This window comes from Gymnodinialimonas ceratoperidinii (assembly GCF_019297855.1).
GTDB lineage: Bacteria > Pseudomonadota > Alphaproteobacteria > Rhodobacterales > Rhodobacteraceae > Gymnodinialimonas > Gymnodinialimonas ceratoperidinii.
Genome location: NZ_CP079194.1, coordinates 1,908,815 through 1,924,076, shown reverse-complemented (window position 1 = coordinate 1,924,076; position 15,262 = coordinate 1,908,815). Strand labels below are relative to the sequence as shown.

The following is a 15,262-nucleotide window of genomic DNA, read 5'->3' as shown; positions in this document are numbered from 1 at the left end:
CATGGGGCTTGATATTCTCTTTCTGATCCTCGGCGGCGTCATGCTGGCAGCGATGGTTCTGGGCGCGTTGATCGCGCTCGACCGCCGTCGTCGTGCGCATCTGGAGCGGATCGAGCGTGCCCTGCCCGCCCGCCAGATTGCCCATACCAGCGCCCCCTCGCGCCGGAAATCCAGTGCCTCTTCCGCTGCGAATGCCACTGGTGTTGCGCGGCTTCTGGGGCAACTCGAGGCGGCCCTGCGCCGGGCTGGCCTGCGCCTGTCCGTCACCGAATGCCTCGCGCAGGTGGGGATCGCGGTGCTGATCCTTTTCGCCGGCCTCACGCTCGGCCTGCGCCAGCCCCCGTTTCTCGCAGCGCTTCTGGCCGCGATCATTCCTGCCATCGTGCTCGTCCTGATCCTCAGGCTGTCCTACGCGCGCCGCATCGCTGCCTTCACCCTGTTGCTCCCCGAAGCGCTGGACGTCTTCGCGCGTGGCCTGAAGGCCGGGCGTCCCGTTGCGGATTCCCTCGCCATCGTGGTCGAGAACGCGCCCGAGCCGCTGCGCTCCGAGTTCGCGATCTGTCACGGTCAATTGACCCTCGGCACGGGTTTGGCCGACACCTTCACCGACCTCGCCCACCGGATGCCGACGCCCGAGGCAAATTTCTTCGGGGTCGCGACCTCCTTGCAGACCGAGACCGGCGGCAATCTTGTCGACACCATCGAGAACCTCGCGCAGCAGCTGCGCGACCGGCGGCGCCTGAAGCAGAAGGCCCGCGCGCTGTCCTCGGAAGCCCGCGCCTCTGCCGTGATCCTCGCCTCCCTGCCCTTCGGCATCACCGGGGTCATCTTCGTCCTCAACGCCGATTACCTCTCGCCGCTGTTCTTTGACCCTCGCGGGGTGAAGCTGCTGGTTGCCGGATTGGTCGGCATCATCATCGGCGTCCTGATGATGATCCGCATGGGGCGGCTCGATGTTTGATCGCGAGCACCATAGCGCGGAGGGCGCAGGATGCTGAACGGCGACAGCAGCATTTTCTGGCTGGCGTTCGGTGGCCTGAGCCTCGGTCTTCTGGCCTGCGCGGCGCTGATTGCCGATGCCCGGACGAAATCGGTGACCGAGGCGCGTTTGATGTGTGCCGCCGGTCGCGCGAAGGGCCGCGACGCCCTGACAGGCGAGCCTGACGCGCCGCTTCTGACCCGCGCGCGGTCCGCGCTTTTGACGATCATCGCCCGGATGGGAGAGCGCCTGTCCGTGCTTCTGGGCGGCGAAGCCTCAAAGTCCGCGGCCGATCTGCGCTCCGCCGGGTTCAAGGACCGCGACGCGTTGATGATCTACGCCTTCGCCAAGACGCTCCTGCCCCTCGCGACGGCCGCCATCGGCATCGCCTGGGTGATGCTCACACGCGCGCCGCACGAGGCGTTGATGATCCCCCTCGCCACCAAGGTCGCCGCGGCGCTGGCGATCTCCAAAGGTGTCGACATCGCGCTCGACACGATGCGCAAGAACCGCCTCAACCGCATACGTGCCGGGGTGCCGGACTTGCTGGAGCTTCTGGTCATCACCAGCGAAGCCGGCCTCGGCCCACAGCCCGCCCTGCAACGGGTGGCGCGAGAAATCGCCGTCGCACATCCTGAGCTATCCGCGGAAGTGCTTCAGATGGTTGCCGAAATGCGCATGACCAACGACCGTCGCAGCGCCTATGAGAGCCTGTCGGACCGCGTCCCCCTGCCCGAGATCGGCGTCTTTACCCAGACCCTTGATCAATCAGACCGCTACGGCACGCCGTTTTCCAAGGCGATGAAGACCCTGATGGCCGAGATGCGCAGCGATCGGCTGTTGCGGGTCGAGGAAAAGGCCGCCCGCCTGCCCGTCATCATGACCGTGCCGCTGATCTTCTGCATCATGCCCGCCGTCTTCGTCGTGCTGATCGGCCCCGCCGCCATCAGCATCATCGACAACATCTTCGGCGCGGGCTGAGTGGAGGCATGATGACCAAGCTGATCACCCCCCTCCGGCACTTCACCCGCCGTGAAAACGGTGCCGTCGCGATTGAATTCGTGCTGCTCGCGCCGCTGCTTTTCGGTCTGCTCTTCGGGATCGTCGTGATCGGCTATGCCATGGCGCTCAGCCATTCGGTGCAGCAATTGGCCGGCTCCTCGGCACGCGCCAGTGTCGCAGGCATCACGACGGATGAGAGGCGCGAGCTGGCACAGGCCTATCTCGACAATGCCTCCGCCAATTACCCGCTGCTGGTCCAGTCCTCCATCGCACCCACCGTCGCCGTGGCCTCATCTCCGTCCGCCAACATCCGGGTGGACGTCCGCTATGCCATCGACGGGTCGATCGTCGATCTGGCGAGCGGCATCCTCGGCATCGAGATGACCCATCTGGAGGGGAGCGCCTATCTTGCCTATTAACCCCTCCCCCACCATCGCCCGGCTGATGCGCGCCTATGGCCGCTCGGAAGAGGGCGCGGCCGCCGTGCTTGTCGCGCTCTTGCTGACCGTGTTGCTGATCTTCGTAGCCTTCGGCACCGACATTGCCGTGATCTACCGCGACCGCGCGCAGCTACAGACCTACAACGACCTCACCGCCCTTGGCACCGCCGCCGATCTGGACGACGCCGACGCCCGGATTGCCGAGATGCTCGATGGCAACGGGTTGGACCCCGCGGCCGTTGAGGAGGTTCAGTTCGGCCGCTACCTGCGCAACCCCGCCATCGCGCGAGAGGCGCGGTTTCAGCCGCTGGAGCAGGGCGCACCGGGCGTCAACGCCGTGGCCCTGCGCTTGCGCTCGGAAGCGCCGCTTACCTTCGGCCAGCTGATCAGCGAAGACGATAGCGTACCGCTTTGGACCACCGCCACCGCCGCGCGGACCGGGGCGGCGAGCTTCACCCTCGGCTCCCGCTTCCTGTCGATGGATCCGGCCGCCCTCTCGGCGCTGCTGTCACAACAGTTGAACGCGGCCATCTCGCTCTCGCTCGCGGATCAAAACGTGCTCGCCAGCGCTCGGATCGACACGACCGAGCTCATGGAGACGCTGGCCTCCCGGCTGGCCTATGACCCGCTCAATCCCGCGGACGTCCTGACCCTGCGCCCCAGCCTGTCGGATCTGGTGCGGTCGATGATCGACGTCCTGCCCTCCGGCCTGTCGGCGCAACTGGCGCAGTTCACCACCCTGCCCGCTTCCATTCAGGTCGAGATCAGCGACATTTTCGCCGCCGACGACCGCGAGCTTGGCCTTACGCTGACCGAATTCCTGTCGGAAACCGAAGTCACTGCGCTCGACGTGTTGCTTGCCGCAGCCGACGCCGCCGACAGCACCTCGACCTCCGATTTGAGCGTCAGTGCCTCGAACCCCGCGCTGCTCTCGATTGATGCCAGTCTCGACCTGCAGGAGCGCCCGGCGGAGTCCGGTTGGGTGGCCATCGGAGAGGAAGGCACGACCCTGCACAGCGCCGCCGCGCGCGTGACCACGGATGTCGAGATATCGCCCAGCATCCTCGGCAATCTCGGCGTCGGCGTGACCGCGACGCGCCTCGAGATCCCGCTTTATCTGGAATTGGCAGGCGCGACCGCCACGCTGACCGAGCTGAATTGCGCCGTCTCCGCGCCCTCCGATAGCATCGCGCGGTTCTCCACCTCGCACCGCCCCCTGTCGCCCACCGACGGCGTATCCCTCGCGACGCTGCACCTTGGCGAGTTCGACACGAGCGCCCTGACCACAGGCAGCGCCCTCGACGAGGCGGATCTCGACTACGCGGATTTCCTCGACGTGTCATTGAGCCTGCTGCTGACGAGCGTCGATCTCACGATCCAGATCCGCTCCAGCGCCTCCGTCGGAGAATCGCGGGTGGAGGAAGTCGCCTACACGTCCCAAGATTGGGAGACAGGCAACGTGACCCGCCGGTTCGGCACCGGCAATCTTCTGGGCACCGCGATCAGCACCCTCCTGTCACCGGGCACGGTCGACATCCGGGTCAACCCCGCGGACCAGGGGCTCGTGACCTCGGCGCTCAGCGGTCTGGTCAACACACTGCTGGCCTTGCTTCCCGACCGCCTCCTGACGACCCTTGCGACACCTCTCGACGCGGCGCTGGACGGCGCGCTGGACGCCGCCGGCCTCAGCCTTGGCGAGGGCGAGCTGACCCTGACCGGCTACCATTGCGAGCGGGTGCAACTTGTCCAGTGAACACGCCTTCTCACCCGACATGCGAAAGCCAGCACAGGGGTCCGTGCTGGCCTCAACGGGTATTACGACGTTTGCGAATGAGGCGTTAGGCCTGAGCGGCGGCGCGCGGCAAGGGCGAATCAATGGCCGAGGAGGCATCCGCGGCGCGATCCACGGCGGACCGGCGGCGCTTCTTCTCGACGGGAAGCTCGGTGACGTTCGACACATCCGCCATCGGCGTGTCGGTCGTCTGAGCGAGGGTGCAGACCTCGTCGGTGACGAAAGCCATCAACTGATAACGCGTCTCAAGACCGGATTTCTGGTAAATGCTGCCAAGCTGAGATTTCACCGTCGCAATGGCGCAACCACGCATGTCGGCAACCTCGGCGTTGGAAAAACCCTTGGCCACGAAAAGAGCCACGTCGCTCTCGGCCTGGGACAGACCCCATTGACGCGCGTGGCGCTGGATGACCGCTTCTTTTGTGATGCCATGTGCCGTGACAGGCTCCGGACGGACCGGGCTTTGATCTTCGAAATGCGCGCGAAAACAATAGAGTGTTCCGGCCGCGACGCTGGCTGTCACGCCGCATAGCGAAATGAAGAGACCGACGATCAATGTGGGGCTTTGTTGCGCCTGAGGCACCAGGAACTCCAGTGCCAGACCGGTTTTGAGTGCCCCCACCAGCCCAACTCCGATAGCCAACGTGACGATCACTTTTGTCATTCTTAACTTCCTTATACCCGTTCCGATCGAAGCTAGGCTCGGAATGTGGCGAAATTTGGTGGCGCTTGCGTAGAGGAGAAGGCTGGTTTGAGGGGGATTGGCGGCGCACGTGCGGGTTGTCGCTGCGGTTCCAGTGCTTGGATCGGTGCGATGTTGGGGGAGGTTACGGGCCGATAAAGCGGGCTGAAGTGCCAATGACGCAAGGCGACTTGAGATGCATGGTCTTGCGCGCAAAGACAGGTCGCGGCGCCTCGGGTACTTGCGCGTCAGTGTGACCGATCGAGACCTGATCGCGTCCACAAATTTCATGGCGATTTAACGATTACGCAACGGCAGGCCGCTAGCATGAGCCCACTACGTCGCCGATTCCCTCTGCAGGAACAGACCCAGTGACGTGACCGTTTTGGCGAATAGCGAAGGGAAATCAGCCAGCATGTAAATGAAGCACGTCCGTGGACAGGCCGCACCTGTCCGATATATTGGACGCCGCACCACAGGAGGCGGCTTCGGCATGACGGACAGGGCAGAAATCACGGCGCGACTGGCCTCGCGCCTGAAGGAAGAACGTGCCGCCAAGGGATTGAGCCTCGATGCACTGGCGAAGCTCTCGGGTGTCTCCCGCTCCATGCTGAGCCAGATCGAACGAGGCGAAAGCAGCCCCACGGTCGCGAGCCTGTGGAACCTGACGCGCGCCTTGGCAGTGGACTTCGCCTCATTGCTCGATGACGAGGCAGAGCCCCGCACACCGATCCGCGAGGTCGTCCACGCCGACAACACGCCGGTCATCCGCAATCGGGAGGCTGGCTGCGAGATCCGGATCCTGAGCGCCCCTGAAGATGTTGGCGCGACCGAGGTCTACGATATCCGCTTCGACGCCGGCGCGGCGCTGGAAAGCGCGCCGCACAAGGCTGGATGTGTCGAGCATCTGACGGTTCTGGAGGGCGCTCTCCTCGTGGTGTCCGACGAGGCGCGAGCCTCGGTTCAAACCGGAGATACAGTGCGCTACGCGGCCGACGTCGAACATGCCATCCGCGCCGAGGCTGCGGCGCGGGCGCTGTTGATCGTCAAGAACGCCTGACGCCGTGCACCTCGGTGCGTTCGGCGATCGCGGACACGACACGAGACGAGGGTTCGGACAATCGGCCGCAGTTTCTCGCCACGGTCGGTAGCGCAGATCTACACCCGAGCAGCCTCACTTACCGGCCGCTTCGCCCAGGTTATCCGCCTTTTCCGCATCGCGCTGCCCCATGGGCAGGTCTTGCCCCTCGGTGGTATCCTTGCGGGTTTGGGCTTCCATCTCCGCGTTCAACTCAGCGCCCAACAGGATGATGAAGGCGGAGATCCAGAACCACATGAGCAGCACGATCACACCGGCGAGGGTGCCGAAGCTCTCGTTGTAGGAGCCGAAATTGCTGACGTAAAAGGCGAAACCCGCCGAGGCGATCAGCCAAAGGATGCAGCCGATGACCGCGCCGGCGGAGGCCCAGTTCCATTCGGGTTCGTCGCGTGACGGGCCATAGCGATAGAGCACCGCGAGGCCGATCATGGTCAGCACCAGTAGAACTGCGAATGAGACGAGGGACGTGAGCACTTCGGCCACGTCACCGAAGTTGAAAACCGCCAGCGCGGCGGGCAGACCGAGCATCATCAGAAGTGCCACAACCAGGCCGAACATCAGGAAAAGCGTCAGGCCGAAGGTCACCAGCTTGAGGCGGATGAAACCGCGCTCTTCTTCTTCGTCATAGGCGACATTGATGCCCTCCATCAGGCTCGCCATGCCTTTTGAGGCCGAATACAGCGCGAGCAACAGGCCGAAGATCGCGGCGAGGCCAAGGCCGCCCTCTCGCGAACCGGCAACAGCGGTGGCCTGATCGGTGACGATGGTGATGACCTCTTCAGGCACGACACCGCGCAGGCCGCTCAACTGCTCGATGACCGTATTGGGCTCGACCAGCAGGCCGCTGATCGCGATCAGAGCCGTAATGGCGGGAAACAAGGCCAACAGGCCGTAGAAGGCCACGCCCGCTGCGATCAGGCTGATATGGTCTTCGGAGATCTCATCCTTGAGTCGGAAGGCAATGTCTTTCCAGCCCTTGGCCGGAATTTCGGTGGGTTTGTCAGCAGTGCGGCCACGCGCCATCGTAAGTCCTGTCGAATTAACGTAAAAAAGGCCAACTCGGCAGCGTCTGGTTAAGTTCCTCGCGACGTTGGATTTTCTCGCGTACTGACGGCCCCATCCAACTTAACGGCGGTATTCCCATATATTGACGCATGACGGAGTGACGGATAGACCTCCGTTAAATCGGAGGCTCGGCAGCCTCCCCAATCGGAGGGTCTTACATGTCCACGCAATTCCTCGACCACATCGCGTCTACGCTCGAAGGCATCGAGGCCTATGGCCTCTATAAGCGCGAGCGGCTGATCACCTCCCCTCAAGCGGGGCGCATCACAGTGGACCCGGCGAGAGGGTCAGAACGCGAGGTGATCAACCTTTGCGCCAACAATTACCTCGGGTTGGCGGATCATCCGCGCCTGATCGCGGCAGCCAAGGACGCGATGGATGCCCATGGCTACGGCATGGCTTCGGTCAGGTTCATTTGTGGCACGCAGGACCTGCACCGGGAGTTGGAGCGCAAGCTTGCCGCATTCCTTGGCAAGGACGATTCGATCCTCTTCGCCGCCTGTTTCGACGCCAACGGCGGCCTGTTCGAGCCGCTTCTGGGCCCGGACGACGCGATCATCTCCGACAGTCTGAACCATGCCTCGATCATCGACGGCATTCGCCTCTGCAAGGCGCAGCGCTATCGTTACGCGAATTCCGACATGGCGGATCTGGAAGCCAAGCTGAAGGAGGCGCGAGACGGCGGCGCGCGTTTCGTGATGATCGCGACGGACGGCGTCTTCTCGATGGACGGCTACCTGGCGAAACTGCCGGAAATCACTGAATTGGCCCAGAAATACGACGCTCTGGTGATGGTGGACGATTGCCATGCCACGGGCTTCATGGGGCCGAAAGGCGAAGGCACGCCCGCCCATCACGGGGTGGATGTGGACATCCTGACCGGCACCCTCGGCAAGGCGCTCGGCGGGGCGATCGGTGGCTATATCGCCGGGCCGCAGCCGGTGATCGACCTGCTGCGCCAGCGCGCGCGGCCCTACCTGTTCTCAAACTCCCTGCCGCCCGCCGTGGTCGCCGCCGGGATCGAGGCGCTGCGGCTGGTCACTGAAGGCGATGACCTGCGCAAAACGCTGTTCGAGAACGCGGCCTATTGGCGGTCCGGGCTGCAGAATCTGGGCTTCGAGCTGCTGGAGGGGGAGCATCCGATCATCCCGGTGATGTTGGGTGACGCGCAGTTGAGCCAGCAGATGGCGTCGCGGTTGTTCGAACTCGGGGTCTACGTGGCGGGGTTTTTCTTTCCGGTCGTGCCCAAGGGACAGGCGCGCATCCGCACGCAAATGAACGCGGCGTTGAGCCGGGACGACCTGGACCGCGCGCTGGAGGCTTTCGCGACAGCGGGACGTGAAATGGGAGTGATACGATGAAGGGCGAAATGAAGTGTCTGGTAAAGGCCCGCGCCGAGAAAGGCCTGTGGATGGAGACGCGCCCGATCCCCAAGATCGGCGCGGACGAGGTGCTGATCCGCGTCAACAAGACCGGCATCTGCGGCACCGACGTTCACATCTGGAACTGGGACGAGTGGTCCTCGAAAACCGTGCCTGTGGGGCTCATCACCGGCCATGAGTTTGCCGGAGAGATCGTGGAGCTCGGCCGCAATGTCGATGATCTGCAGGTGGGCCAGCGCTGCTCGGGCGAGGGGCACCTGATCAGCAAGCATTCGCGGCAGAGCCGGTCGGGCAAGTTTCACCTCGACCCGGCCACCAAGGGGATCGGCGTCAACGTCGACGGCGCCTTCGCGGAATACCTCGCCCTGCCCGCCTTCAACGTGGTCCCCCTGCCCGACGCGATCCCCGACGAGATCGGCGCGATCCTCGATCCGCTTGGCAACGCGGTGCACACGGCGCTGAGCTTCGATCTGATCGGTGAGGATGTGCTGATTACCGGCGCGGGGCCGATCGGCATCATGGCCGCCGCCGTGGCGCAGCACGTGGGCGCGCGGCACGTAGTGATCACGGATGTGAACCAGGCGCGACTGGACCTTGCCTCGGCCGTTACCGAAGTCGTGGCGGTGAACGTCGCGGAGCAGGACCTGAAGGGCGTCATCGACGGGCTCGGCATGAAGCAGGGCTTCGACGTGGGCCTCGAGATGTCGGGCAATGCGGCGGCCTTCGATCAGATGGTGGAGGCAATGGTGATGGGCGGGCGCATCGCCATGCTCGGTATCCCGCCGGGCAAGGCGCAGGTGGACTGGAGCCGCATCGTCTTCAAGGCGCTGACCATCAAGGGCGTCTACGGGCGCGAGATTTTCGAGACCTGGTACAAGATGATCGCCATGCTCGAGGATGACCTCGACATCGGGAAGGTGATCACCCACCGCTTTGCGGTCGATGACTTCGAGCAGGGTTTCGACGCCATGCTGTCTGGCAACTCCGGCAAGGTGGTGCTGGACTGGCGAAGCTGAACGGCCCACACCCTCACATTTGAGTGATTGCTCAATTACGTTCTTGAGCAATCACTCAAACACCCTTAGGTCCCCTTCATCCGGTGCAACGACGCGCCCTCTGAAAGGACAGACCATGGCTGAATTCCCCATCCACACCGTCGAAGACGCTCCCGAAGCGGCCAAACCGTTGCTCGAGACCTCCTACAAGAACAACGGCCGCATCCCCGGTCTGCACGGCACGATGGCGGCGGCCCCGCCGCTGCTGGCGGCCTACAATTTCGCCCATCAGCAATTCATGGCCACGACCCTGACCGACGAGGAAAAGACCGTCGTCTGGCAGACGATCAACGTCGAGAACAACTGCCACTACTGCGTGCCCGCCCATACCGGGATCGCGAAGATGATGAAGGTGGATGATGCCATCACCGAGGCGCTGCGCGACGAGACGCCCCTGCCCACGGCCAAGCTCGAGGCGTTGCGCAGCTTCACGCTGGCGGTGATCCGGGACCGCGGCTTCGTGTCCGAGGCCGAAACGCAGGCCTTCCTCGACGCGGGCTACACGGAAGTGAATATCCTCGAGATCATCCTCGGGGCGGCGCAGAAGCTGATGTCGAACTACGTTAACCACTTTGCCGGCACGCCGGTCGACCAGGTGTTCCAGAAGTTTGCCTGGGAGAAGAAATCCGCCGTCGCCGCGGAGTGAACAGGACAGCCGGGGGGTGGTGCTTGCCGCAGGACCCCCATATGTCAGCCAGAGAGGCAGGCCGTGACGGCATGGCCTGCCCGATCCGTATCGCCGACCACATGACGCCCGTGAACGCCCGTCCGAAAGGAAATACCATGTCCGACCCGTTGAAAATCGACATCATCTCCGACGTCATGTGCCCTTGGTGCATCATCGGATACCGTCAGCTTGCCGCGGCGCTGGAGGAGACGGGCACCCCCCATGAAATCCAGTGGCATCCCTTCGAGTTGAACCCGCAGATGCCGCCCGAGGGGCAGAACACCCGCGAGCACATCATGGAGAAATATGGCTCCACCGCCGAGCAATCCGAGCAGTCGCGCCGGCAGATGAAGGAACTGGGCGAAAGCCTCGGCTTCGATTTCGCCTGGGACGAGAATTCGCGGATGCACAACACGTTCAACACCCATCAGTTGCTGCATTGGGCCAACACCCAAGGCCGGATGCATGATCTGAAACAGGCGCTTTTCACGGCTCATTTCACCGAGCAGCGCAACCTCTCGGACAATGCCGTGCTGGCCGATGTGGCGGCCGGGATCGGTCTGGACCGGGCCGAGGCCGAGGCGGTGCTAGAAGATCAGCGCTACGCCGAAGAGGTACGCCGCGAGGAGCAGTTCTGGCAGCAGCAGGGCATCACCGGCGTTCCTGCCATGGTGTTCGACCGCAAGCACCTCGTGACCGGGGCGCAGGGGGTCGACAATTACCGCAGCATCCTCAAGCAACTGGCCGAGATGCGCGCCTGATGCCCCGCGCCGCGAATTACGACCGGGAGGCTGCGCTGGACGCGGCGATGGACGTGTTCTGGCGCAAGGGCTACCACGCGACCTCCCTCAAGGATCTGGAGGCCGCGCTGGCGATGAAGCCGGGCAGCATATACGCCGCCTTCGACAGCAAGGAAGCGCTCTACCTGTTGGCGATGGAGCGCTATTTCGAGATGTCTCGCGCCGCGTTTGAAGCGCAGGTGGAAAAGGCCGACACGCCGCTCGCAGGGTTGGCCGCGCAGTTCCGGAGCTACGCCGCGCTGGCGGGTGACGGCGCCTCGCGCAAGGCCTGCATGTTGATGAAAACCATCATCGACACCTCGGCCACCGATCCGCAGATTGCCGAGGCCTCCCAACGCCATTTGGACGAGATGTGCGCCGCGTTCGCGCGGGTATTCGAGGCCGCACAGGCCCGCGGCGACCTGCCGGCCGAGGCGGACCCAAAGCGGCTGGCGCGGCGGTATCAGGCCAATATCTCGGCCCTCCGGGTGGAGCTTCTGCGCGGCACCGAGCCTGATCAGGTCGCGATGCTGGCCGACGATATGGCGCACGAAGTGATGCAGCTTTCCTCCCCTGCCTGAGGTGCGTCGGCCGCCGGTTGGACTACCCGGGCCAATTGCGCCTTGAACTTCCTCTGCGATGGGTCGAAGAAAGCCACCGTGTCGTAACTGCTGGCAATAGCGTCGCAATTGCCCCGCCCGGAAGGTGCTCCCCATTGTCCGCACGCTCGAACGTCCCCGCACAACTGACGCAGGCCTTGCACGAACACGCGCCCCGGCTCGCCCTGACGGACCATGCGCTCAGCCTGACCTATGGCCAATTGGCGGCGCTTACGGTCCGGCTTCAGCCGCATATGCCAACCGATGCCCCCGTGGCGGTGTTCGGCAAGCCCTCAACGCTCTTCGGGGCGGCCGCGGCGGCCTGCGTGATATCGGGGCGGCCCTTCGTGCACCTCGACCCGGCGATGCCGCGGGAGGTGTTGCGCAATATCCTTGAGGAACTGGCGATTGCCACGGTTTTCGTGGCGGAGCCGCCAGCGGAGGGGCAATTGCCGGAGGGCATCACGCCGGTAGAGGTCAGCGCACTGGCCGCCGATTTGCCCGACGATGCCACCCCGATCGAAGCGCCAGACGTGGCCGATGACGCGGCGATCTACATCGTCGCCACCTCGGGGACGACTGGCAAGCCGAAGTGCATCCCCGTCACGCAGCGCTCGGCGTTTCTGTCCTACGAGTGGCGCGATGCCTACACGCCCTATGGGCCGGAGGATCGCGTCGGCGCCTATATCTTCGCCATCTGGGAGATGTTCCGCCCCCTTCGCCGCGGCGCGCGGGTGACCTTCGCGCGGTTCAACGAACTCATGAACCCCGCCGATCTGGTTCGCTTCTGGCAGCGGACTGGCGTGACCGAGATGCTCTTCACCCCCTCGGCGTTGGAGAAAGCCCTGCGCGCCCTGCCCGCGGGGCCGATACCGGGGGTGGCCCTGCAACGGATCATCCTCAACGGTGAGGTTGTGAACGATGATCTGATCGCAGCGGTGGCCGAGAAGTTGCCGGGCGTAAGCCTCTGGAACCTCTACAGTATCTGCGAGACCCATGACATCTCGATCACCGACGTGACGGCGCGCGGCGCGGTGGACGGGGCGGTCTCGGTCGGTGTGCCGATGCCGCATCTGCGCGCCGTGGTGCTGGACGATGCGGACGCGGTCTGCGGCCCCGGCCAGCCCGGATTGCTGCATTTCGAGGGGACGGAGATGTTGGGCCCGGGCTATGTGAACCGGCCAGAGGAGACAGCCCTGCGGTTTCGCAACCTGACGCTGGAGGGCCGCGAGCGGCGGCTCTATGACACCGGCGATCAGGGCTATGTCGGCGCGGATGGCGCGGTCTACGTGATTGGGCGCATCGCGCATATGCTGAAGCTGCGCGGCCACAGCATCCAGACCCGCGAATTGACCGAGTCCCTGCGCGGCTACATCGGCTTCGGACAGGCGGTGCCTTGGATCAAAGAGGTGGAGGGTCAGGGCAAGGTGCTTGTCCTCTACTACACCAGCGACGCGGCGCAGCAGGCGCAGAACCGGGCCGATTGGGGTCTGGACACGGGCCAGATGCGGATGCCCGCAGCGCTCTCCAAGGCCATGCGCGCCGTGCTGCCGGCCTATTGCGTGCCGGCCTATCTGGTGCGGCTCGACGAGATGCCGATCAATGCGGTCTCGGGCAAGACAGATTACAAGCGCCTGCCCGACATCACGCCACAGGAGGCAGAGCAGAGCGACGTCTCGGCGGTCCCGACCGTGGTGGAAGCGGCGCGGGTCATGGGATGCGCCGTGGGGGAGCTGGATGCGGCGCTGTCGTTCCACGCGCAGGGTGGCGACTCCCTGATGGCGGTGACGTATTTGTTGGCGCTGGAGGAGATCTACGCCCGGCCGGTGGACTTCGACTTCGCATTGAACGTCGCGCTCGGGCGCTTGCACGAACTGCTGTCAGACACGGCGCAAACCGGTGTGACGCGCGCGGATTTCACCCGCAAGGGCGTGTTGTTGACCGGGGCCACGGGCTTTCTGGGCAGCCGCCTGCTTGCCGCCGCCGCGCGGGATTTGCCGGAGGATCACGTCGTCTATTGCGTGATCCGCGAGAAGCGAAACGCCCCGACAGATCGGATGCAGCGCGTGGCCGAGGCGCAGGGGGTCGATCCCGACAGGCTGGTGCTGATTTCGGCCTCGATCGAGGATGCGCAATTCGGGCTCGACGCAGAGAGCTACGGCGCGTTGACCGATTGCGTGACCCGCGTGATCCATTGCGCGGCGATGGTGAACCTCGCCGTGGACCGCAGCCATAGCGAGGCTTGGTCGCAGGCAGGTATTTCCAACGTCATAAGGCTGTGTCAGGACGCGGGCGCAGAGCTGCGCTTCACGTCCTCCTCTGCGGTCTTTCCCGACACCGGCGGACCCTTTGCCGAGGCGCCGGCGGTGCTTTTCGACGGGTGCTCTGGCTACGGCGCCGCGAAGATCGACGCCGAGGCCCAGATTGCCGATGCCGGCATCGCCGCCGCAATCGTGCGGCTGCCCTCGCTCTATGATCTGGCCGAGCCGAATGCGAAGGACATCTACGAAATCATCATGGCAGCCTGCCAGCGCTGCGGCGCGGTGCCCGAAGGATTGATGTTCCGAATGGTCGACGCAAACGCCGTGGCGCGGTTTCTGACAGGACTGCCGTCGCGCGAGGGCGTGCATTACTACAACTTCGCGCCGGACACATGGTTGCGCTTGAGCGATCTGCCGAAAGGATACGATGCCCTGCCGCAAGATGAATGGCTGGAAGCCGCGCCCCTGAGCCCGGCAGAGCGCAACCTGATCGCGGCGGACCCCACCGTGTTGCACGCCGATTCCCGCTTCGAACACGCTGGCGCAGATGCGGCGTGGCAGGCGATGAGTGGAGAGCCGCTATCCGCCATCTCCGACGCCCCTGCCCTCGCCGCCGCGCGGTTTACCAGTTCGTTGCCGCGTTAACCTTGATGTCTTCCATGGTGATAGCGCGGGCCGCATCGCTGGTCAGGAAGGCCACGAGGTCCGCGATCTCCTCGGGTTGCACCAGCTTGTTCTGCGGATTGGACGCCTCGTATTTGGCCTGAACCTCGGCACGCGGCAGGCCGGTTTCGGCGGTCTCGGCATCGACGAAGGATTTCAGCATCTCGGTCTCGACCCACGTCGGGCTGATCGAGACGCAGGTGATGCCATGGGCCGCGCCTTCGAGACTGACGCAGCGGCCAAGCCCCAGAAGGCCGGCCTTGGAGGTGCAATAGGCGACGTTGTTCTCCAGCCCTTCGTGAGCGGCCGTGGAGGCGAGGTTGATGATCCGCCCCCATCCCTGCGCCTTCATCAGCGGCATCACGGCGCGGATCATCTTGAAAGAGCCGGTCAGGTTGGTGTCGATATGGGCGTCCCACATCTCGTCCGGATGGCCGATCACGGGGGCCTCCTCGTAGACGCCGGCGGTGTTGAGCAGGATATCGACGCGGCCGTATTTCTCGGCCACGCGGGCGACGAAAGCCTCGACGCTGGCGGTATCGCGGACGTCGAGCTTGTCGACGAAAACCGGGGTGCCGAGCTTCTCGTGCAGTTCGGCCACCACGGCCGCGTCTGCGCCGCGACGCGCGCCGATGCAAACGGTGACGCCGTCCGCCAGAAGCCGCTTGGCGCTGGCCAATCCCATGCCCGACAATCCGCCGGCAATAATCGCTACTTTCGTCATCTGAGGCCCGTTACTTGAAGTGTGCCCGCGCTTTATGTCTGACGGTCGGGGGGATGTAAAACCGGCCGTTTTC

The 15,262-nt window shown here is 64.5% G+C and carries 14 protein-coding genes; 11 read left to right on the top strand and 3 right to left on the bottom strand.

Annotated features, from left to right (window positions below):
- Position 1: 1 nt before the first annotated feature.
- From KYE46_RS09395 to KYE46_RS09380, 4 genes are read left to right on the top strand one after another with little or no spacing between them, the layout of a single operon-like run.
- Positions 2–961: a type II secretion system F family protein gene (locus tag KYE46_RS09395; protein ID WP_219000366.1), complete on the top strand. Its 960-nt coding sequence runs from the start codon at positions 2–4 to the stop codon at positions 959–961.
- A 30-nt stretch (positions 962–991) separates the two neighbouring features.
- Entirely contained in the window at positions 992–1,960 is a 969-nt protein-coding gene (locus tag KYE46_RS09390) for a type II secretion system F family protein (protein ID WP_219000365.1), read from the top strand.
- Positions 1,961–1,971: 11 nt separating this feature from the next.
- Positions 1,972–2,400 (top strand): TadE/TadG family type IV pilus assembly protein, encoded by a 429-nt coding sequence (locus KYE46_RS09385; RefSeq protein ID WP_219000364.1) that lies wholly within the window; start codon positions 1,972–1,974, stop codon positions 2,398–2,400.
- Positions 2,390–4,174 carry a pilus assembly protein TadG-related protein gene (locus tag KYE46_RS09380; protein ID WP_219000363.1) on the top strand — a complete coding sequence of 595 codons (1,785 nt, stop codon included), beginning with the start codon at positions 2,390–2,392 and terminating at the stop codon, positions 4,172–4,174. Before KYE46_RS09385 ends, KYE46_RS09380 begins: the two co-directional genes overlap by 11 nt.
- An 85-nt stretch (positions 4,175–4,259) precedes the next feature.
- On the opposite strand, the gene KYE46_RS09375 is transcribed toward KYE46_RS09380, so the two are convergent.
- The gene (locus KYE46_RS09375) at positions 4,260–4,877 is read right to left on the bottom strand and encodes a helix-turn-helix transcriptional regulator (protein ID WP_219000362.1); all 618 of its coding nucleotides are present in this window, start codon (positions 4,875–4,877) and stop codon (positions 4,260–4,262) included.
- Between the two features lie 511 nt (positions 4,878–5,388).
- Between KYE46_RS09375 and KYE46_RS09370 the strand changes: the two genes are divergently transcribed.
- Complete coding sequence (locus tag KYE46_RS09370; RefSeq protein WP_219000361.1) at positions 5,389–5,955, top strand: helix-turn-helix domain-containing protein; 567 nt, start codon at positions 5,389–5,391, stop codon at positions 5,953–5,955.
- Between the two features lie 114 nt (positions 5,956–6,069).
- On the opposite strand, the gene KYE46_RS09365 is transcribed toward KYE46_RS09370, so the two are convergent.
- Positions 6,070–7,017 (bottom strand): YihY/virulence factor BrkB family protein, encoded by a 948-nt coding sequence (locus KYE46_RS09365; RefSeq protein ID WP_219000360.1) that lies wholly within the window; start codon positions 7,015–7,017, stop codon positions 6,070–6,072.
- Positions 7,018–7,217: 200 nt separating this feature from the next.
- On the opposite strand from KYE46_RS09365, the gene KYE46_RS09360 reads away from it, so the two are divergent.
- The 6 genes from KYE46_RS09360 to KYE46_RS09335 all read left to right on the top strand — a co-directional run bounded on the left by KYE46_RS09360 (position 7,218) and on the right by KYE46_RS09335 (position 14,447).
- Positions 7,218–8,420 carry a glycine C-acetyltransferase gene (locus KYE46_RS09360; protein ID WP_219000359.1) on the top strand — a complete coding sequence of 401 codons (1,203 nt, stop codon included), beginning with the start codon at positions 7,218–7,220 and terminating at the stop codon, positions 8,418–8,420.
- A gap of 8 nt (positions 8,421–8,428) precedes the next feature.
- Complete coding sequence (gene tdh / locus KYE46_RS09355) at positions 8,429–9,457, top strand: L-threonine 3-dehydrogenase (protein WP_219000358.1); 1,029 nt, start codon at positions 8,429–8,431, stop codon at positions 9,455–9,457.
- Positions 9,458–9,572: 115 nt separating this feature from the next.
- Positions 9,573–10,142 carry a carboxymuconolactone decarboxylase family protein gene (locus tag KYE46_RS09350; protein ID WP_219000357.1) on the top strand — a complete coding sequence of 190 codons (570 nt, stop codon included), beginning with the start codon at positions 9,573–9,575 and terminating at the stop codon, positions 10,140–10,142.
- 137 nt (positions 10,143–10,279) lie between these two features.
- Positions 10,280–10,924, top strand: coding sequence for a DsbA family oxidoreductase (locus KYE46_RS09345; RefSeq protein ID WP_219005079.1), 645 nt, complete (start codon positions 10,280–10,282; stop codon positions 10,922–10,924).
- Complete coding sequence (locus KYE46_RS09340) at positions 10,924–11,523, top strand: TetR/AcrR family transcriptional regulator (RefSeq protein WP_219000356.1); 600 nt, start codon at positions 10,924–10,926, stop codon at positions 11,521–11,523. Before KYE46_RS09345 ends, KYE46_RS09340 begins: the two co-directional genes overlap by 1 nt.
- A 134-nt stretch (positions 11,524–11,657) precedes the next feature.
- Positions 11,658–14,447 (top strand): AMP-binding protein, encoded by a 2,790-nt coding sequence (locus KYE46_RS09335; RefSeq protein WP_219000355.1) that lies wholly within the window; start codon positions 11,658–11,660, stop codon positions 14,445–14,447.
- On the opposite strand, the gene KYE46_RS09330 is transcribed toward KYE46_RS09335, so the two are convergent.
- On the bottom strand, positions 14,425–15,189 hold the full coding sequence (locus tag KYE46_RS09330; protein WP_219000354.1) for an SDR family NAD(P)-dependent oxidoreductase: 765 nt from the start codon (positions 15,187–15,189) through the stop codon (positions 14,425–14,427). The genes KYE46_RS09335 and KYE46_RS09330 overlap by 23 nt on opposite strands.
- Positions 15,190–15,262 lie beyond the last annotated feature (73 nt).

Coding starts and splice junctions, on each gene's coding strand:
- KYE46_RS09395 (WP_219000366.1), top strand. CDS start 2: ATGGGGCTTGATATTCTCTTTCTGATCCTCGGCGGCGTCATGCTGGCA.
- KYE46_RS09390 (WP_219000365.1), top strand. CDS start 992: ATGCTGAACGGCGACAGCAGCATTTTCTGGCTGGCGTTCGGTGGCCTG.
- KYE46_RS09385 (WP_219000364.1), top strand. CDS start 1,972: ATGACCAAGCTGATCACCCCCCTCCGGCACTTCACCCGCCGTGAAAAC.
- KYE46_RS09375 (WP_219000362.1), bottom strand. CDS start 4,877: ATGACAAAAGTGATCGTCACGTTGGCTATCGGAGTTGGGCTGGTGGGG.
- KYE46_RS09370 (WP_219000361.1), top strand. CDS start 5,389: ATGACGGACAGGGCAGAAATCACGGCGCGACTGGCCTCGCGCCTGAAG.
- KYE46_RS09365 (WP_219000360.1), bottom strand. CDS start 7,017: ATGGCGCGTGGCCGCACTGCTGACAAACCCACCGAAATTCCGGCCAAG.
- KYE46_RS09360 (WP_219000359.1), top strand. CDS start 7,218: ATGTCCACGCAATTCCTCGACCACATCGCGTCTACGCTCGAAGGCATC.
- tdh (WP_219000358.1), top strand. CDS start 8,429: ATGAAGTGTCTGGTAAAGGCCCGCGCCGAGAAAGGCCTGTGGATGGAG.
- KYE46_RS09350 (WP_219000357.1), top strand. CDS start 9,573: ATGGCTGAATTCCCCATCCACACCGTCGAAGACGCTCCCGAAGCGGCC.
- KYE46_RS09345 (WP_219005079.1), top strand. CDS start 10,280: ATGTCCGACCCGTTGAAAATCGACATCATCTCCGACGTCATGTGCCCT.
- KYE46_RS09340 (WP_219000356.1), top strand. CDS start 10,924: ATGCCCCGCGCCGCGAATTACGACCGGGAGGCTGCGCTGGACGCGGCG.
- KYE46_RS09330 (WP_219000354.1), bottom strand. CDS start 15,189: ATGACGAAAGTAGCGATTATTGCCGGCGGATTGTCGGGCATGGGATTG.